At 45.7% G+C, this 20,925-nt stretch carries 12 protein-coding genes and 2 pseudogenes; 3 read left to right on the top strand and 11 right to left on the bottom strand.

The features are described 5' to 3' along the window. The 10 genes from C7382_RS01940 to C7382_RS01895 form a co-directional block, all read right to left on the bottom strand. On the bottom strand, positions 1-2,388 hold a 2,388-nt coding region (locus C7382_RS01940), incomplete at its 3' end, for a hypothetical protein (RefSeq protein WP_165815106.1). 4 nt (positions 2,389-2,392) lie between these two features. Continuing rightward, entirely contained in the window at positions 2,393-2,884 is a 492-nt protein-coding gene (locus C7382_RS01935) for a DUF4280 domain-containing protein (RefSeq protein WP_116678638.1), read from the bottom strand. 14 nt (positions 2,885-2,898) lie between these two features. Further along, positions 2,899-3,708 (bottom strand): hypothetical protein, encoded by an 810-nt coding sequence (locus tag C7382_RS01930; RefSeq protein ID WP_133241525.1) that lies wholly within the window; start codon positions 3,706-3,708, stop codon positions 2,899-2,901. A gap of 66 nt (positions 3,709-3,774) precedes the next feature. Continuing rightward, positions 3,775-4,341 carry a toxin-antitoxin system YwqK family antitoxin gene (locus C7382_RS01925; protein ID WP_116678636.1) on the bottom strand — a complete coding sequence of 189 codons (567 nt, stop codon included), beginning with the start codon at positions 4,339-4,341 and terminating at the stop codon, positions 3,775-3,777. Continuing rightward, the gene (locus C7382_RS01920) at positions 4,325-5,638 is read right to left on the bottom strand and encodes a zinc metalloprotease (RefSeq protein WP_116678635.1); all 1,314 of its coding nucleotides are present in this window, start codon (positions 5,636-5,638) and stop codon (positions 4,325-4,327) included. The genes C7382_RS01925 and C7382_RS01920 overlap by 17 nt, the downstream gene beginning before the upstream one ends. A gap of 14 nt (positions 5,639-5,652) precedes the next feature. Further along, on the bottom strand, positions 5,653-7,521 hold the full coding sequence (locus C7382_RS01915) for a type VI secretion system Vgr family protein (RefSeq protein ID WP_243405625.1): 1,869 nt from the start codon (positions 7,519-7,521) through the stop codon (positions 5,653-5,655). Positions 7,522-7,566: 45 nt separating this feature from the next. Beyond that, complete coding sequence (locus C7382_RS01910) at positions 7,567-8,961, bottom strand: DUF5458 family protein (protein WP_116678770.1); 1,395 nt, start codon at positions 8,959-8,961, stop codon at positions 7,567-7,569. Positions 8,962-8,973: 12 nt separating this feature from the next. Continuing rightward, positions 8,974-9,432: a hypothetical protein gene (locus tag C7382_RS01905; RefSeq protein WP_116678634.1), complete on the bottom strand. Its 459-nt coding sequence runs from the start codon at positions 9,430-9,432 to the stop codon at positions 8,974-8,976. A 115-nt stretch (positions 9,433-9,547) separates the two neighbouring features. After that, the gene (gene tssD, locus C7382_RS01900) at positions 9,548-9,940 is read right to left on the bottom strand and encodes a type VI secretion system tube protein TssD (RefSeq protein WP_116678633.1); all 393 of its coding nucleotides are present in this window, start codon (positions 9,938-9,940) and stop codon (positions 9,548-9,550) included. A gap of 358 nt (positions 9,941-10,298) precedes the next feature. Beyond that, positions 10,299-11,597 (bottom strand): ATP-binding protein, encoded by a 1,299-nt coding sequence (locus tag C7382_RS01895; protein ID WP_243405624.1) that lies wholly within the window; start codon positions 11,595-11,597, stop codon positions 10,299-10,301. A 339-nt stretch (positions 11,598-11,936) separates the two neighbouring features. Between C7382_RS01895 and C7382_RS01890 the strand changes: the two genes are divergently transcribed. The 3 genes and pseudogenes from C7382_RS01890 to C7382_RS01880 all read left to right on the top strand — a co-directional run. Further along, positions 11,937-13,334, top strand: coding sequence for a DUF3945 domain-containing protein (locus tag C7382_RS01890; RefSeq protein WP_116678632.1), 1,398 nt, complete (start codon positions 11,937-11,939; stop codon positions 13,332-13,334). A gap of 21 nt (positions 13,335-13,355) precedes the next feature. Beyond that, the gene (gene topB, locus C7382_RS01885; RefSeq protein ID WP_116678631.1) at positions 13,356-15,425 is read left to right on the top strand and encodes a DNA topoisomerase III; all 2,070 of its coding nucleotides are present in this window, start codon (positions 13,356-13,358) and stop codon (positions 15,423-15,425) included. Positions 15,426-15,457: 32 nt separating this feature from the next. Next, a pseudogene (locus C7382_RS01880) lies at positions 15,458-20,770 on the top strand (DUF2958 domain-containing protein); the annotation flags it as partial. A gap of 2 nt (positions 20,771-20,772) precedes the next feature. On the opposite strand, the pseudogene C7382_RS01875 reads toward C7382_RS01880, so the two are convergent. Beyond that, positions 20,773-20,925, bottom strand: a pseudogene (locus tag C7382_RS01875) (IS5/IS1182 family transposase); the annotation flags it as partial.

Below are 20,925 nucleotides of genomic sequence, written 5' to 3'. Positions count from 1 at the left end.
AAAAATCAAGTCGAATCTTACTTCTGCATTTGCAGCATATGCCAACAAATCCAGTGCAGTGATTACTGCTTCAGCCGCGGGGTGTAATTTTTTACCCCATGCAATCAAGTCTATAGTCGCTTCTGCCCCTATAAGGGGATCTGCTTTAGCCTTTATTTCCGTAGTCACAGCCAACTTATGGGCTTTGTGCTCTTCTTTTCTACCACACTCGTATTTCCATCCTGCTGCAATGCTAAGTTTAGGAGATTGTACTTCTATTGATAGAGGGGACCTCTTTACACGTTTTAACAAATCGGCGCTGAATCCCTTTGTCGAACTTCCTTTATCCTTCCCTGTTACTTGATCAACGAATCTCTTTATTTTTAGAAATGATCCTACAAATAATTTTATGTTTTCCGCAATTTTTTGATCCAGCTTGGCTGATTCTGTCTTATTCCATTTGCATTCCAAAGCCAATGAAAATGTTGTTTGCAAACTTCCGTCATATCCATCAATGTCAGCTGCTTGTCCTTTCTTAAAAGCTTTTTCAACACGATGCTGTCGCATTTGAACAAATGTATCTCGATAGAATAATGGGTTTTTCATTCCATAATTCAGATGAAATGTCCACTCAACATCCGGATACACATTGATATTCACCATCTGGTTGGGATAGGCGCAGGTATTTACAAGAACCAGGTAGGATTGTTTCATTTCTTCTTTGAGCAAGAAATAATGAAAAAGCCATGCAGAATCGACTATTTTATTCCCTATTTTGCCCAGATTGGTATCGTATGTTTTATTATAATCGTACCGCAGGGTCATCTCCAATTTATTTCCGGAGAGCTTGTAATCCTCCTCCCGCATTCCCAACTGTTTCATTTTACTCAGGTCGAAAACGTTCTTATCTCCTTTGTGGGAGAGGGTTTTGTTTCTGCAACTTTTTGTGTCAAGTTTTTTTAATACGATGCTGACATTGGAAGAACTTGGATGCTCCCCGGCTACAAGATTGAAGCCTGTGTTGCCGGTCAGGTCGCGTACCCCTTTGTCTGTTTCTTCGAAGATGAGATACGGTTCCCGTCCGGGAGAAGAAATCTCGATAGCCGCGTATTTGCAGGGATTGTTTGCCGGAGCTTTGAACTCTCTGTCGTTTTTGCCTATCACGGCAAGCATCTTAGCTACATTCTCTCTACGGTGTTCCTGAATCTCTGATTTCTTTTCGTACCGAACCTTGAACCGAAGCTGTTTGCCTAATTTCTTTTTTTCCGTAGCCGGATAAAAACCTGCCAGTGCCTTTGCCATGTTCTCGGCTTCCACCCGCGGATCATGCCCCATATATGGATCGGCAAATTTCCCTTGAGGACGCCGGTAACGGATGGAAACCGTTTCTTCATTCTCCGAGTCTTTTGTGTAAGTGCCGATACTATCGTTGGTTTGCAGATTGATTTTTTCAACATCGAATACCAGATCAGAGGTATTCGAATCTATCGACTCCGTTTTTATCTTTTGAGCATTCGGATTGTACATCAGTTCAGCTTCAATCTCTATCCGCAATTCTTTCTCCCCGTTGCTCTCTTTATGCCCGAGCATTTCACGCCAAGAGGGTTCGATCAATATCGGTATCCGGTTGTGAGATGTCAACATCACATCGGAAACGGCATTTTTTGCCAGGATTATCTTCTTTTTTAGGACTTTGTCGTCGCAATATACCGTAAGGTGATACTTCCCAAAGCTATGAAAAGCTGCCAATACGTCATTGGGCATACGGTGTGAAATGACTTCCAGATTAACCGTATTTCCATACGATTGTATAACGGGAAGCAAAGGTCCGTCTTTGGGGTATCCCATCCATGAAATATCCATCGGCTGTGGATCGTCAAAGAATACGATATAAATCCCATAAATACTGTTTTTCTTTTGGAAGTCAGGAATTTTGAAATATGGCTCCAGCCAATAAAAACGCCCCAAAGAAAACTTCGAGGAACTACTAATGCTAATGGTCGAACTGTATACAGTTTCAAAGATTCCCTCTTCAATCTTGATCGTTTTCTTTTGAGTTTCGACCACATTAAAGCCTGAATTCGCCCATTCCCCATTATCGTCTTGAGCGGCAAATACCCAATTCATTTGCTTGAGTTCTGCGTTCGAAACGGGAGGTTTGCCGATGGAAGAGGGGATCGGCTGCCATTGGCGATTCAAATCCGACAAGCCTTCCTTTCGAGCTTTCTCACGCCAACGCTCTGCTTCCAATCCATATGAACTTCCCATCCTCAGTTGGACATACGCCTTTTCATACCCTCTTTTTACATAGAGAATGTCGACTGTTTTCCCTGCTACAGACACATTGCGGTGTACGATGGTGTTTTCACCGTCTTCTCCCAATACTACGATTTCGTATTTCCAACCCATGAGATCAATCGTCTATTGCTACAATAACCACACCCTCGAATAAATCATGCTCAACGGAATCAACCGGATTGAGAAATGGATTTATTTGACTGTGTATTTCTTCTTTTGCTTTTGCCATGTTCTCTACCGATGGAACAGCCAGTTGTCCGTGGTGTACGACCTCGATACATGGAGCTCCCCCTCCCATAGGACAAACCGCCCTGCTTTCGTTCGTTAGAATCTTTCCTCCATTGCTCAGTGTGACCTTATCATAAAAACCGGTCCATTGGGTGACAATGGATTTGCAAGGATTGTTGTTCATCATCTTGCAACTACCGAATGTGCCGGACTGAAATGCCTGTCCGATTTCTTTATCGGTAGCGATTAACTGTTGTGAAGCGGTGTTATCGTTGGCATAATGCTTCTTCTGGGTCTTCACCTGCAAGACATCCGGTGTCGTGCCGAATTGACACTTACAGATTGCTCCATGTACGAGAATAGTTTTTTCTTTACCCATCTTCTTTCTCCTTTTCAACTTCTAAGGTAATGTATTCGTACGGATTGAAACAGGCTGCCTTCCTTTTCTTCATCTTCTGACAGTAGATAAGTATCGGCATAAATATCATCAATGGTTTTCATTTCCTTGGAGATGAAATAGGCAACTTTTGTTTTGTAATCATCCTTTTGAAGGCTTCCGGTCGAAGTGATGGAATATTTGGTTGCCCGTCCGTCGAAAGAAAGGAGAGTGGTGTGTCCATCATCCTCTTCTTCCAGCATGAACTCACCATTGAAAAGAAGCCTCTCGCCATACTGTCCGGAGGGGATATGGAGTTGACCCATCTTCTGATAAAGGATTGAACTGTCAATGGAGAATGGAATCACAAATAGATTTATGAAAATGAAGTTTTTTTCGATTGCCGACAACATGATTTTCTCATCTCTGAGTATAGTATCCATCCGACTGATATAAGCGAGCAAATATTCTCCGGCATTTTCGTACAAAAGTTCTTTTTTCTTCGCCTCCCACCTCTCTATTATTGCTTGAGAGTTGTTGATCCGTATAGCCATGTCTTTTCGATTGATGGATAAATCAAGTGGATAAAAAGCCTGAGAAATGGATACACTCAATTTGTCTATAAAACTTTCAGGAGCATGACCATTGATAAAAAAATGTTCGCAGGAACACAGCAAGCGATATTCATCAAGCTGTTCAGATGCAAGCCGTTCTATAATGACATCGAAAAGCAGCTCGATGTTCGCTTTCGGATAGCACACACTTTGGCGATAGATACGCATAGAGTTTACTCCTCGCTCATTTGTTGTCATCTCTATTGCGCTCATTTTTATATTGGCTTAACGATTTCGATTTAAACAAGTGTAATTCCCCAAAAATCACTCATGTGTGACTCAATCTTCAAAAGTTACGCTGCTCTCCAAAATGCCCATTCTGAATATCTCTTTCGCAAGAACATGCTCAGGGTGATTTAATTCATGGCATATCCATACACCATCCTTGAGGCCTCTTTTGTAAGAGCCTGTCCAAAGTATTCCTTCACTGAAGTTATAGCATTTCCATATTCCGGTTCTTTGTCCCTCATGGTAATTCCCTTCTTCACCCCTTTGGTCATCTCCTTCATACCAGTAGCCCTCTTTCTGATCATTATCATAATATCCAAATACACCCCCGTACATGGTTGACGATACAAACAGGCCCTGCCTTTTTCCTTTTTCGAAAGTCTCGACCCAAAAGGATAAATCCTTGTCAAAAGTAACCCATTGACCATGCTTTTTCCCATTTTTGAAACTGAGAATAGTTTTGCGTGTTCTGTCCTGCAAGACGTAAACTCCATCCAGACGACAAGTATAGGTGCTATCGTTAAGTTCTTCTTTCGTAATAGTCCTCTGGGCTTCAATTTTGGGGATACTTCCCAACAAAAGAATAATCAAGCATAAAAGTCTACTCTTTATTTCCATGATATGAAACTATTTCTTCTTGCATTTTCAGCCATTGTCTTCTCGAGAATGTAATTCTATCAAAAGGATTCAGATTTTTTTGGTTTTCTGGATCCACAGGATAGTCCATTATGTTGTCAGTTTTAAGCATTTGTAATTTATATGTATTATCATTACCAAAAGTATGCCCCAACCCCAAGACATGACCTATCTCGTGTAGTAAAATCCTTTTTGCATAACTAGAACCGTCAGAATCAATATATTGCGGACATATAACATAGTTTAATGTTGTTGGCTTTGTTCCTGCCCAAGCAGCTCCACTGGAGAATCCTTTAGAAAGAAAACCACAGAGAAAAACAGAAACCCCATTATTTTCACATAATGGTTTTATTGCCTCACGAAATGAAGTTTCAATAATTCTCTTATCCTCAGTAAGATAACCATTTTTAATCCAATCTTTGGAGTCTATTTTTATATCCTTAAATACGACATCACACTTTATCAGAGCTTGGTTAAGCCCAAAATTGTTTACCCTATCTGCGACAGAATTTATCCAGTCATCATTTATGTGTCCCAAATAACATTCATTGGCTCGTTCGATAGCAGACTTCTCCTCCTCATTTTCTGCCTTATCAGGATCATCCAGCAGTCGAATTAGAAAAAGGGTAAAACGATATATGCTATCATTGCGTAGAATGTTCAACTTCCCAACAAGGTTTTGGGAGGCCAAATCTCTTGCTTCAATAAATATTTTATCATCTGCAATTTTTTCAGTGCATCTAATCTCTATTATATGAGAAGATTTTTGTGAATCTATCTCCGTTGGATTCACTAACAAGAAAGGAGAGGATGTTGACAATCCAATCTTAGTTCCAATGTTATCTTCGCTATTGTTTAGACTCTCTATTTCAAGTTTTAATCTAATTCCTTTTTCAGATTGCTGTTTGTGATCATCAGGGAATATTGCCAACCATGGAACATAATATGGTTTTCCATAAATCTTCATCGATTCGTAATCCCTTCCCAATTCGTCAAAGTTTGAACAGATATCCTTGTAATCATCCCTCATCCAATCGAATCCAAATTCGCCATCGTAATCGTCAGGTCTTCTGAAATGAACAATAAGTTCTAGGGGTTTCTTTGCGGGATTGTCAGGAGACGTAGGAGGATCTTCCGGTTCCCCGAAAAAAAAGCCTTCGCCTGCCGTTTCGTGAAATTTATCCGTCGCACTTTCCACGATATCAGAGGCGGAGTAGATTTTATAATCTCCCCCAACCACTTCAGTGATGTGTCCTTTTACATTTCTGATTCTGCTCATAACCGATCATAAAGCTAAAAGAAAGAAGAATTTTCTCCTCCATTGTTGCGGATTTTCTTTTGCGCCTCTCTGTAAAAGGTTCCATTCACTTTACTGTCAATACCATGATCGCCATTTACAACCGTTTTACCCTGCTTTGTGTCGCTGTAAACATCGCCTTCTATATTCTCGACAAGACTGCCTGATACAAAAACATTTAGGTCTCCGGACACCGTCGTATTTTTCATTCCCTGAACTGTTTCTGCATTCGTCTCACCGACGGTAAGAGAATTATTCTTCCCGATATGTGTACTCATATTTTCCAGAACATTCAGACTGATATTTTTAGCATTGACCGTTAATGTCTCAGGCGTGGAAATTTCGATATTTTTCCCTTTTGTATCCAAGTGGATAATATTTCCTCCCTGATCTTTGATGGTGATGCTCCAATCACCTTGTTCGTCATCGTTAAATACGATATGATGCCCACTACGGGTAGAAATGCTTTTCAGATGGTTTCCCGTATCTCCGCCTTTCCCGTTCTTTCCATGGAATAGACTTCCCATAACGAAAGGGCGGTGCGGATCGCCATGCTCGAAGCCGACCATCACCTGATCACCAACTTCGGGAATTGTTACCAATCCTCGGTTACCGGATACCTTGTCACTGCTGCCAGCATCAGGAGTCTGTACCCTCAGCCAATTGGTAGTAAGGCTGAGAGGTTTCTGCCAGTGGAACTGTACCTGCACACGCCCTTGCCCCTTTGGGTCATTATTGTCCGATACCGTGGCGACCTCCGGATAGGCAATGAGCTTGTGCGTAAAGCGCTCGGGGACATATTCATACCGACTCGGAATCGCCACGAAATGATTGCTGTAATTTCCGTTCTTATCTACACGATGATTGATTTGGATAATACGATACTGACCCAGCCAAGGGACATCCATCTTCAGCGGAAAGAACACATTCACCAATCCTCCCAACTTGATACGGCAGGTACGGGTCTCGCCCTCGATATTCATCATCCTCCCCGCGGCATCCGATCGTCGATTATCCGCCATATCATATATATGCGAATCGTGGTATGCCGAAGTTCCCGCTTCTACTATACCTTTGTCGGGAAACAGATAGTCGGATCTCTTTGTGACGGTATCGATCAGCCAATGCTTGTCGTTACGCTCGAAGCATGCAGGTGTGCGCACGAATTGATTCTCTACCGGAAGATAACCATACCCGATGTACTTCCGGGGGACGGCCGAAGAGGAGGTACGCAGGCTCGTCAAATCCTGATCTACATACAAGTCTTCAGACTTCGGGTCATCTGGAGTGCCGAAGAAGAGGGTGCGCCCATCGTAGTAGAAGAGTTCTCCGTATGTACAAGAGAGGCGATTCAGAAACTCGAACTTGCTCTCCCCGTACTGCATGGCATAAGGCAGGAGAGCCTTATGCTTGGGGTTGCACTTGACTTCGAAACGGGAGTCTCGAGTCGTCTGTTTCACAATACTACTTAATGAACAGTCGACAAAGGAGTTCATCGTGGTAGCTCCATCCAATTTAACCACGTCTCCCTGACCGATGATGCGCACCTTATTGGAACGGTGCCTGTAGTCTGAGCTGTCCACAAAATCTTCCCACGAATCAATCTGCACATCGGTGACCCAACCCGAAAACTCATAGGGATGACTCCCGTCCAAATGCTCCAAATAGATAAGGACACGGGAACCGATCATCCCTACCAATTCCACCGGCTTGGCTTTCCACATTTCATCCTGCGAGAAGAATTCCTTGACTACCTCAAAGTAGTGGCAGGAGTTCATCTTCTGCTCCAGTATCAGAGATTCAAACAAAAATTCTTCTCCGTCGAAACGGACTTTCGGTTTTACTGGGTTAAGTGATAGTTCCATTTTTAAGTAGCATTTATGAGTGAGTGCCCGGGAGGGGGCGTTGTGTTATTTCTCCTGCTCGTATTCGCTCGTCCAATTGGTTTCGTCATCTCCTTTTGTTCCATCCAGTTTGATGACAAAACTCTTGGCCGGGAAATAAGGAGTGATATGAATATCCAGATAGATACGGTCTTTTTGGTTCGGATCTCTTTCCAAACGCATGATCTTGGAGCGTTCGATCAATCGATCGGGACCTTGTATATCATCCAAGAACTTCACAATCTGAGAGCGGAGATCTCGTTCGGTCTTTCCACTCCAATTCTCGAAAGAACGACGGTTCAGAAAATCAAACAAGACCTTGGTGATATAGTCAAATACGCGAACAACCGAGTAGGTTTGCAATCCGAGATTATCTCCATTGAAAAGCGTTTTAGCAGAGAATGCCATCACCTTTCCATACTCATTCACCATAGGAACCAATCCCATTGAATCCAGCTGGGATATTTCGCTTTTCTTCAGAGGGAATACCACGGAGTCTACTTCATTGATCCCTCCGTATTTCTTTCCGGCGGTAACCTGCGACATCAATGTGCGGTAGACCTTTCCAGCCAGCGCCGAAGAAGGAGATACATGCAAATCTTCAGTTTCTCCGATTTCCTTGTAAGCTCCGCGACCCACTAACCAATTGCAACACATGACCGTATTACATTTGAAAGTATCACCTCCAGCGAGATTGGAAGTGAAAAACATATCCACCACATCATCCGGCTTCTCCAAGTCGGCAAAGTCTGTGAACAACATCACCTTATTGTTGTTGGCTATCTTAGCCCATTTTTCCACCACTTTATTCGACCCGAGATAACCGGGTAGCACTAGCAAGGAATAATTAGTACGCAAGTCCAGTCGATCATAGTTTTGTTTCAGTTCGTTTGCAACAAAATCTATAAAACGAGAATTGTCCAAGTCTGTCAATTGCTCGGGGGATGCATTGACGATGGTTACATTGGTCAATTTATCCGACTCGGTATTTTTGTAGAAAAGCTGCACGGCACGATATGAGATTTCCAAATCCCGCACGGTTTCAACGGCAGCCAATTGATTTTTTGCCAGTAATTCGGAAACCGAGGATGCCTGTGTCTGACAATTTTCCACCATGGTAGGTATATCACCATTCTCCGTAAGCAGCTTCAACCAAAGATCAATCTTGTCGGCTAGTTCCTTCCGCTCATTCGCCTTTTGTTCTTCGACAAGAAACATTTTCTTGCGAGCCTTCCGTTCCGGATTCAGATTCTGAAGACCATCGATTGTCGTTTCCAAGAAACTGAATCCACCATAACGGGAAAGGGCTGATATGGCAGCATCCAGCGTATCCTTGGAATACTTTTCCTCTGCTTTTTCTTGAAACCCCGGTTGTGCAGAAGCCTCTTGTTCCGCACGTTTTAATTGTTCTTTTTCTTCCATACTCATTCTCTTTTAGCGAATGGATGATTGCATCAATTCATTCTTTAACTGGGTTAAGGCATCAACGATGGCTTGACGACTCTCGGGATTTTCCAATGCCCTTTGAAGTACTTTATTGGTTCGCAATTGTTTCACCAATTTCTCATAGACGTCTTTTTGAGTGGACAGTTTGCTCAGAAAAAGGCTTCTTTCCGTCATATTCTTGATTTGAAAGTCTGCGGTATTGGCAAAGCGAAAGTTCTCCTTCACGGGTTCTCCTTCCGCACTTTCGAACTCCACATCAATATTAGGTTGGAAAGCAGCAAAGACTTCTTCTATCGTGGTCAATCCTTCAACGGCTTCAGGATTGACAGGATCATCGGCAGTCAGTTTCTCGATAAGCATCGTTCGGTTTTCCGGAATATTGGCAATGGCTTCCGATGCGTCAATTTTGACCTCATTGCCTCCGATTTCGTAGTTCAATATGCCCATGGGTATATTTTTGTTTTTGGGTTGAAACAAACCGATCCAAGCACGAACTCCACACCGAATCAAAGAGCGAACTCTCTGAGACGGTGTGGGTGCATGCTTAGGATCATTTGATGGGTCAAGCCGTAGGCCAGTTTTCTTCGTATTGAGCACCACCGATCTTGATCGTCTGCGCTGAGATGGTAACAGAGAGAGACATCGGGTTCTCTCCTACAATATCGATGCCCTCTTCGAATTCGATAATGTAGGCATTCTCGAATTGCAGTTCTTTCATCTTGGCTTCTTCATCTCCTTTTTTGAAGATGATGCTTCCACTGAAAGGCTTGAATTGGTTGACCATGTGTTCCAAAATGGTCGTATCTGCGGTTGACTCTACGCAAACGCGAATGCGTCCACCATAGATGTTTGAAGAGGGACGTCCTTTGGAGTCCACATCACGACGGAGTGAATACTTGCACTGAAGAACATCGTATTCCTTCCCTCCGAGGTTCAAAGTTGAGCGAAATGCCATAACTTCTTTGTTGTTTAATTGTTAATACTCTTTTTGAGAGGCTGTTCCTCATAAGAGGACTTCCCTTCTCGGTCGCAATTTACAACAAATCCATAACCCTACCAAATCCATACTTTGAATAAACAAGAAACGACTGCGAATACTCCTGTTATTTCCTACTATTTCCCATAATATCCCCATACGTCAAGAAGGAGAATTTTACCCTGTATGTTTAGAATTACTCACTTATATTGAAGCCTGACTTGCGTTCCGCACAGATGGTGACGGCAACAAAGAAACAACTTCTTACTACAGGCAAAATGATTAGGGAGGTCTTTTGGGGTAAATAGACTTCGCGGGACGTATATCCTGTAGACAACTACTCTTTGCCAAGAAACTCCGTGCTCCACTCATACACAGGCCTTATCTGAATCTGCAAACCATTTTGAATTATATCCTCATACTCATGGTCGGTCAGGAGCAGGAGGTTTTCACACCTTGTTTGTCTGTGAGCCAGAAGCAAACCATTGATCTCTCGTTTGCGAGTCTTCTCTGCTGAGATGTCGTATGACACCTGAATACATTGTAAAACCTTATTTCCATTACAGATAACGAAATCACATTCACCGGAACGGTCGTTCAGATAGTAAATGTCCCATCCCTCATTATTGCACTTTCTGACCAAATGATTGACCACATTGGTTTCAAGCCTCCATCCCAAATTATCGCCTGCAAATGCATTTTCTCTCCGATTCATAAAGGCTACATCGACTGCATACACCTTCTCTTGGGTTATACGCTGCTTGCTCTTGGGAGAATATTTCTTGATCCCGATAAGCACATAAGCCTCTTTGAGATATTTGATGTAGTTACGTACCGTATGCGGCGACTTGATATTGAATGTCTCCGTTAGGTCGGAAGTAGAAACGATATATGGAGAGATGTTCAAAAGATGATATGCCATATTCTCAAACAGAGCGGGAAAGGCTATATGGTAGCGCTGCTCAATATCGCGTTTCAAAATATTGTCGACCAAATTGGTAATATACTTCCTTCCACTCTTTATTTTTGTCAATTCAGGGAACCCGCCATCCCTGAGATACTCGTCGAATGTCCTTCTCCGGTCGGCAATACCTTTTGTGGTACGAAGGTTATAGTCAATACCTTTCATCGTGCAGTACTCGGCGAACGAGAACGGATAAAGAGCAATTTCGCTGCTGCGACCAGTGAGATGTGTTGCCAAATCACTGCTCAACAACTTTGCATTGCTACCTGTGAGCATAACATGTATCTTGGTGCGCAGAAGTCTGTTGACAAACAAAGGCCATCCTTCGATGTTCTGAATCTCATCAAGGAAGATATGCTTGAAGTCTCCATATACCTTATAAAGCACCTCAAGGACATTATTCAACCGGTCGGCATCGAGCTTGGCAAGACGCTCGTCGTCAAAATCGACATAGGCAAACTTTACTTTTGCACCTATAAGCGTCTGGAGACAGAGTGTCGACTTTCCACTGCGACGCACTCCAATGACAACCTGTGCCTGAGGACTTTCCAAATCCACAAGCCTTTCTTCATTGCGAGGACATAGATATTCATTCGTCCAATTATCTATCTCCTCTTTCTGATCGCTAAGTATGATTTCCAGTGTTCTTTTGTCTATAGTTACATCGTTCATTACATTACGTTTAACTGATGATAAGCGACACTCTGCCATAAAGCGAACTTTCTGCATTCGTTTGGCAACATAATTCGTGGAGACAAAGATACTAAATAAATCACACAATGCCTTATTTTGCACATGTATCGCTTTCGCAATGCCTTATTTTGCACATGTATCGCTTTCGCAATGCCTTATTTTTAATTCAAACCCGGATTGATGAACACCTTATGCGCCGGCTTGTATTTCCTTATTTTTCCCTCTTGTTCCTGCCATTTCCTCTTCTCTAAAGATATGAGAGTATAGCTTATATATTTGATGTTCGATAATGAATAACTCATTTAATCACAAAGAATTATGGAATCGAACAACAATGACAACTATGTACTAGTCTTGGAGGACCGCACAGAGGTAAAGAACGAGAAAGAAGCGGGTAAGCTCTCCGTGGTTTCAGGTATCGACGACAAGGGGAACCTTAAAACGACCGAAGCCTTAGCCGCCAATCAGGCAGCTTTTTTGAAGTTTAACAATAAGGATGGACTGCTGAAGAACTTCATGACCAACTTTCTCAAACAGTTCAACAAACCGACCCACTTCGGACTGTATAGAGTGGTCGCAGACAATGTGGAGCAAGGCGTGGATAACCTGCGCACCCTGCTTCAAAGTCGTGAGAAGTCCGAAACGCAGGAGCAACTGGCAAAGATGGGCGTACCTTTTGAGGACTATCTGCCCCAACAGAAGAACACCACAGCTATCAATCCGGAGAATGTGGATTGGAAAATGCTCGACAGCCTCGGACTTTCCCGTGAACAGTTGGAGCAGGGCGGAGAACTGGACAAGATGCTCAACTGGCAGAAGAGCAATCTTATCACGATTGCCGTACCTGTCGGTAATACCACCATCTACACTGATGCACGCTTGGCGTTTCGCACAGATGGGGAGGGCAATATCGGCTTGGCTATCCATCCGATTCGCAAAGAGCCCCAGCTCGACTTCCCCTATATGGGCTATAAGTTCTCTCCCGAAGAGAAAGAACTACTCCTTGCTACGGGCAACCTTGGTAAGACCATTGAGGTGACACCCAAAAATGGGGAGCCTTTCTCCGCCTATGTTTCCATTGATCCACAGACCAACGAATTGGTTGCCTTGCGCGCCGACCGAGTGATCATACCCCAAGAAATCAAAGGGGTAAAACTCTCGGATGAACAATATAAAGAGCTTGTAGAAGGGAAAGCGGTAAAAGTGGAAGGGATGACCGCCAAGAGTGGTAAGTCTTTCGATGCTACTCTGCAGGTCAATGCCGAGAAGAAAGGCATTGAGTTCATCTTTGACAATAGTCGTAGTTTTAGAGAACGACAGCAGCAGACAGAGCGGCAGGGAGCACCTCATAAACTCTGCGGTCTGGAGCTTTCCGACAAACAGCGTGAAGCCTTGGACAGTGATCGCACGCTTTATCTGAAGAATATGATCGATAAGGAGGGCAACTTTTTCAATGCCTACGTTCGTATGGACAAGGAACAGAATCGACCACGTTTCTATAAGTGGAATCCGGACAAGAAACAGAATACAGGGAAAGTGGAAACCGTGGCAGAAGAACACAAGACTCAGGTAGCCGTGAATAACCACGGCAAGACCAACGAAGCTACCAAGCACGTGAAAGAGCCGCTGAAGACCGGACAAACACAGCCTACAGCTGTCCAGCAACAGAAACAGGACGAGAACAAACAGAAAAAGTCCCGTGGACACAAAATGTAACCTTTAATCCCATTACCCACTATGACAACTTGTATTATTGCTGAGAAACCCTCGGTAGCCCGAGATATTGCCCGCATTGTCGGGGCAACCGGCAAGCAGGACGGATATTTGGAGGGTAACGGCTATCTCGTTACTTGGGCGATGGGACACCTGATTACGCTCGCCATGCCCGAAGCATACGGTTTTGCTTCTTACAAAGCCAAAGACCTGCCTATTCGTCCCAACTCCTTTCAACTTATTGTCCGCCAAATTCGCAAGGACAAGGAATATATATCCGATCCGACCGCTCTCAAGCAACTCAATGTGATAGACTCCTGCTTCGACAGGGCTGAGCGTATCATCGTTGCCACCGATGCAGGACGGGAGGGTGAGTTAATATTCCGTTGGATTCACCAATATTTGAATTGTCAAAAGCCTTTTGATCGATTGTGGATTTCTTCCCTGACAGACAAAGCCATTCGCGAGGGCTTGGCTCATCTCAAACCGGGAAGCAACTACGATAATCTCTATCATTCTGCCAAGGCACGGGCAGAAGCCGATTGGCTGGTGGGCATCAATGCCAGCCGAGCATTGTCCATCGCTAAGCGTGGCGGTTATTCGCTGGGGCGTGTACAGACCCCAACCCTTGCTATGGTCTGCCGTCGGTATATAGAGAACCGTGATTTTTCTTCCGTACCCTATTGGAAACTCTCCGCTCTTATGAAGAAAGAGGGCATGTCGATGAAAGCCGTGTGTGAAACCGCATTTGACAATGCAACCAATGCCCAATCCTCTTTCGTTACGCTCAAAGGAATAGGTTTGCTCACTGTTGAGTCAGTCGCAAGAAGGGTAATGCATACTGCGCCACCCCTCTTGTACGACCTTACCACATTGCAGAAGGAAGCCAACCGCAAGCACGGCTTTTCTGCCGACAAGACCCTCTCCATTGCACAGAACCTTTACGAGAAGAAAATCACGACCTATCCCCGCACTGGCAGCCGATACATCAGCGAGGATGTCTTCGAGGAAATACCCGACCTGCTCCACAAAATTGGTGAAACTCTTCCGACTCCGCTCAATCGCCATTCGGTGGACAATTCCAAGGTAACCGACCACCATGCCATCATCCCCACAGGTGAAACACCTTCCGGCTTGTTGGCGGATGAAGCAACCATGTATAATATGGTAGTAACCCGCTTTGTCGAAGCCTTTTCTCCCGACTCCGAAGAAGAGCGTATGCAGGTGGAACTCAGTGACGGAACCAATACCTTCACGTGGAAGGCTTGCCATCCCATCTCCTTAGGCTGGAAAGCGGTGCAGAATGAAACGAAAGAGGGCAAGTCAGAAGATGAAGAGCAAAACCTTGCGATGCTTCCTGATTTGAAGGAGGGTGAAGAGCTACCGCTACTATCCTCTGAAATCACCGAGCATAAGACCAAGCCTAAGCCACTCTATACAGAAGCAACTTTACTTTCTGCAATGGAGAACGCAGGCAAGGAAGTAGAGGAAGCAGACAAGCGCAGGGCGATGGCAGAGTGCGGGATCGGTACTCCTGCCACTCGTGCCAACATCATCGAAACGCTTATTCTAAGGGAGTATATCCATAGGGAGAAGAAGTCCATCGTCCCTACGGACAAGGGCTTGTCGGTCTATGAAATAGTCAAGGATAAGAAGATAGCCAATGCGGAGATGACGGGAGCGTGGGAACTGACACTTGCTGCCATAGAAGCAGGACAGGTGCAGGAGGATCAATTCACACAGGGGATCAATACCTATGTGGGCAGCATCTGTGAGGAACTGCTCGCACTTGCCGGTGAGCAGAAGTCCTATCCGACCTATCGCTGTCCTCAATGTGGAAAAGAGAGTGTAGGCATCTATGCCAAGATCGCCAAGTGCAGGAATGAAGGGTGCGACTTCCATGTCTTTCGTGAGGTCTGTGGCACGTTCCTCTCCGAAGACAATATTCGAGACTTGATAACCACCAAACGCACTCCTATTCTCAAAGGCTTGACGAGCAAGGCAGGCAAAAAATTCAACGCTCGCTTGGTACTCAGAGAAGACGGCACCACCACCTTTGAATTTGAACAGAAAAAGAAGAAACGGGGAAGTTGAAAGCGACTTCCCCTTAACCGATCGTCTCTATTATGGCATACAATAAGAAAGCAGTGTTGCAAGCCAATACGGAAGCCATCCGTGTGGTCTTGCGCTTGGAAAAGGAACGCCGTGAAGCCACCGACGCGGAGAAAGTCCTGTTGCGTGGTTATCAAGGTTTTGGTGGCTTGAAATGCGTATTGAATCGCACGGACAATCCCGACGACATCCGCTGTTGGAGCAAGTCGGAGCAGCCTCTGTTTGAACCGATCCAAAGGCTCAAGCAGATGATTTATCGTGAAGCCGTGGATGCGAATACTGCCAAGCGGTATTGGGAGAGCATCAAGGCGAGTGTGCTCACCTCCTTCTATACCGCCCCCCGTGTCGTTACCGCCATTGCAGAGGCACTCACCTCTGTAAATGTACCCATACGTCGCTGCTTAGACCCATCGGCAGGTATGGGCGCATTTGCCGAAACCTTCGCGAAAAAGAGTGGTACGGTCGATGCCATGGAGAAAGACCTGCTCACTGCCCGTATCTTACAAGCCTTGCACCCTTATGGGCAAGGCAATATCTCTGTCCGCCAAGATCCCTTTGAAGCCATCGGGGAGTTGGAGGACAAGGACAAATACGACCTTGTAACCAGCAACATCCCCTTTGGCGATTTTATGGTCTATGACCGTGAGTACAGCCGGGGAAAGGACATTCTCAAGCGTGAATCCACACGAGCCATCCACAATTATTTCTTCGTAAAAGGGCTGGACGCGCTCAAGGAGGGAGGACTCCTTGCATTCATCACCTCACAGGGCGTATTGGACAGTCCCAAGAATGTGGCCATACGCCGTTATCTGATGCAGAACAGTCGGCTTATCTCTGCCATCCGTCTGCCATCGGGCATGTTCTCTGAAAACGCCGGGACGGAAGTAGGCAGCGACCTCATTGTCCTGCAAAAGCAGTCGGGCAAGGAAATCGGAGAAGGCATCGAGCAGCAGTTTGTAGAAATCGCCTCCGTTCCCAAGGGCGATGGCTTTTCCATTGCTTTCAACCACAACTCGCTCTTCGAGGGAGAATGGAAGGACATCTCCCATCGAACCATTGCCACGGATCGAGTGATGGGTACAGACCCCTATGGCAAGCCGGCATGGGAGTATCGCTTCGATGGCGATATGGATGATATGGCGGAGAGTCTTCGGATTCGACTCTCGCAAGATGTAGGAAAACACTTTGACCGCAAGCTCTACGAGACGGGCATACCGATGACGGAGGAGGAGCGGCAATCCGAAGCTGCCAAGGAGTTACACAGACTCGGTGTAACGGTGGACTTGCCCGAAGAAAAGCCAACGGAGGGTGAAGAAACCGAGAATGCTTACGACCTGATGCCCGACAGCATCAGGAAGCAACTGCCCCAACTCTATGCTACGGAGAAGCAGCTCATTGGCGATAAGACGGCATACATACGTTACTTCTTCCCGATGGGAGCTTACACGGCTTATCTCTTGGAGTACGACCCAAAGACCCGTATCGGCTTCGGTGCCGTGACGATGGGTTACGGCTGGGAGTTGGGCAATATGTCGCTTGACGAAATGGAGGAAGTCAAGATACACGGATTGGGCATTGAGCGCGACCTGTACTTCACACCCAAGAAACTGCACGAGATAGCCGAACTGGAGGAAATTGTTCAAGGGCGATACACCAAAGAGGCGGTTACACAAGCCCCCGATGTTGCGGTTGAGGAAGGACCTCAAATAGAAGCCCGGGGAGAAGAGATTTTAGAGGCATCCCAGGATGTGCCTCCTATTGAAGAGGTTGTTTCCCAAGCATCCAAGCAACAGGAACAAGTGTCCTTATTCTCGGAGTCCGCTCCCGAAGGTGTACCGGCTTTGACACTTCACTTGCAGTATGAAGAGCAAGAAATACGCACGGATATAGAAGCCCCTCGCAAGATGAACGGACAGATGGTGTTCTTTGACGATGACCATCATCCCGTGATGGATACAAGGGCGGATAACAGCCCCGCCGAACCCCTTCTGTTTGCTCCCGAAGAGTACAATCTCTGGAATCAGGAGGTAACCAGATTCAATCAGGAGATAAAGGAGCAAGAGGAACACCCGAAGAAAACCACAAAAGAAACTCCGCCACAAACCGCTCCAACGGCTTCATCCAACACAGTTTCCGGTGACAAACGCACACGAGGGAACAAGAAGATGGCTGAAACGTGGTATAATCAACCCTCCCTTTTTGATATGATGGAGGGAATGGAGCCGAGAGTTCCACAGCCCATACAACAGGTCAAGAAAGAGTTTGATGTCTCGCCACGTCCCTTTCTCGCATCGCCTGATGCCCATCTAAGAGATGGTTCCATTGTCGTGCAGAAAGGACAGGTAGGCTTTCTGTCAGACTTGAAACGGCATCCCACATTTAATCCGATGGACTTGCCCTACGCCCAAATATCACGGCTCAAAGCCTACATAGAAATAAGAGAGAGCTATCACCGCCTATATGACTACGAGGCAAATAACCATACAGAGGATAAGGAAGAGCGTGAAAAGCTCAACCGCCTTTATGACGATTATGTGGCACGTTGGGGCTATTTCAACCAAAAGGCGAACACCGATGTCATCAAGATGGATGCTACAGGCTTGGAGATGCTATTCTTGGAACGTTCCGAGAACGGCAAATTCATCAAGGCGGACATCTTTGACCACCCGACGGCATTTGCAACCTCTGAATTGACGCTTGCAGCCGACCCGATGGAGGCTTTGGCAGCATCGCTCAACAAATATGGTTCTGTAGAACTTGACTATATGAGTTCTCTTTTACCCGATATGGAGGAGAGCGACATCATTTCCTCCTTGGAGGGACGCATTTACTATAATCCAGAAGAAGATGCCTATGAGGTGGCGGACAAGTTTATTTCGGGAAACGTCGTAGAGAAAGCAGAGCGTATTGAGTCGTGGATGTTGGACCATCCTGAGCACGAGGAAGCGAAACTGAGCCTTGCCGCCCTACGGGCAGCCATACCTACACCTATCCCTTTTGCCGATTTGGACTTCAATCTCGGTGAGCGTTGGATTCCCTCCAAAGTCTATGGCAAGTTTGCTTCGGAGTTTTTTGAGACGGAGATAACCGTCTCCTACCATGCCAATATGGATGAGTACAGCATCGTCTGCGACCAAAAGAATGCCAATATCTGGCACAAGTATGCCGTGCGGGGAGAGTTCCGTCGATACGACGGGATCAATCTTTTGAAACATGCCCTACACAACACCATTCCCGACATCAACAAGAGCCAGGAGGTAAGGGATCCCGTCACGGGAGAGACCAAGACTATTAAGGTTCGGGACGGACATGCCATACAGATGGCCAATGCTAAAATCGAAGAGATAAGACAGGGCTTTGTCGATTGGCTCGGACGCACGCCCGATACATTCAAACAGCAACTCTCGGATCGGTATAATCGTCTGTTCAACTGTTTTGTGCGACCGAACTTTGACGGCACGCACCAATCGTTCCCCAACCTTGACTTGAAACGACTGGGCATTCCCGATCTTTACAAGAGCCAGAAGGATGCCGTGTGGATGCTCAAAACTAATGGTGGCGGTATCTGTGACCACGAGGTGGGAAGCGGTAAGACCCTTATCATGTGTACGGCTGCCTATGAGATGAAGCGATTAGGCTTAGCGGGCAAGCCTATGATTATCGGTCTGAAGGCAAATGTCTTTGACATTGCCGATACCTTTCGTAAGGCTTATCCCAATGCTAAAATCCTCTATCCCGGCAAAAATGACTTTACCAAACAAAACCGCCAACGTATTTTTAGCGACATCAAGAACAATGATTGGGATTGCATTATCCTCACGCATGAGCAGTTCGGCATGATACCGCAAGCGTTGGAGATACAGGAGGCGATCTTGCAGAAGGAGATGGATTCTGTAGAAGAAAACCTTGAGGTCTTGCACCGGCAAGGGCGTGATATATCAAGAGCCATGCTCAAAGGCTTGGAAAAACGCAAGCAGACGCTTGAAGCCAAGTTGCAGAACATACAGGACAGCATCGCCGAGCGCAAGGACGATGCCGTAGACTTTAAGATGATGGGTATTGACCACCTCTTCGTGGACGAAAGCCATCAGTTCAAGAATCTGATGTTTACCACTCGGCATAATAGGGTGTCGGGGTTGGGCAATCCTGATGGCTCACAGCGTGCCTTGAATATGCTCTTTGCCATCCGTACCATTCAAGAGCGGTCGGGCAAGGATTTGGGGGCAACGTTTCTCAGTGGTACGACCATCAGCAACTCTTTGACGGAACTCTATCTGTTGTTCAAATACCTGCGTCCACAGGCACTCGAAAAGCAGGGCATTAACAGCTTCGATGCGTGGGCGGCGGTTTTCGCGAAGAAGTCCACCGACTACGAGTTCTCCATCACCAACGACATCATTCAAAAGGAACGCTTCCGTACCTTCATTAAGGTGCCCGAACTGGCGGCGTTTTATGCGGAGATTTGCGATTTTCGTACAGCCAGGGACATCGGTATCGACCGTCCCGAGAAGAATGAGGTACTGCACAACATTCCGCCTACACCCGAACAGGAGGTATTTATCGGTAAACTGATGGAGTTTGCCAAGACGGGTAATGCCACGCTCTTGGGGCGTGCGCCGCTCAGCGAGAGCGAGGAAAAGGCTAAGATGCTCATCGCAACTGATTATGCCCGAAAGATGAGCTTAGATCTACGTATGATTGATTTGGAGGCGTACTCGGATCATATAGACAACAAGGCGAGCCATTGTGCGAAGCTGCTCAACGACTACTACCGTAAGTATGATGCACAGAAAGGTACACAGTTTGTTTTCTCTGATTTAGGTACTTATAAGCCCTCCGAATGGAACGTTTATTCGGAAGTTAAGCGTAAGCTGGTCGAAGACTATCATATCCCATCACACGAGATACACTTCATTCAAGAATGCAAGAATGAGAAAGCCAAAAAAGCAATGGTGGATGCTATGAACCGAGGGGACATTCGTATCATCTTCGGTTCTACCTCGATGTTGGGAACGGGTGTCAATGCCCAGCAACGTGCCGTGGCTATCCATCACCTTGATACACCGTGGCGCCCTTCGGATTTGGAGCAACGCAATGGACGTGCCGTGCGCAAGGGCAATATGATTGCCAAAGAGTTTGCTGACAATAAAGTAGATGTGATTATCTATGCCGTGGAGCGTTCGTTGGATAGCTATAAGCTCAATCTGCTGCATAACAAGCAGCTTTTCATCAATCAGCTTAAGACAAATACGCTGGGTAGCCGCACGATCGACGAAGGGTCTATGGATGAGGATGGTGGTATGAACTTCTCAGAATATGTAGTCATCCCTTAAAAAGCATTGGCAAGTGAGAAGTCATTCATCGATGGTCTCTCGCTTAGCTTTTCGCTTATTATTTTGAGCAGGTGCAAAAGAGCCTTCATGGCTCTTTTGAAGTTGTAAGCAGCAGCTGCCAATAGGATGTTCACAGCATCCCCTGCCAC

Source organism: Porphyromonas loveana, from assembly GCF_003096695.1.
Classification (GTDB): domain Bacteria; phylum Bacteroidota; class Bacteroidia; order Bacteroidales; family Porphyromonadaceae; genus Porphyromonas; species Porphyromonas loveana.
This window is presented reverse-complemented; position numbering and strand designations above follow the sequence as displayed.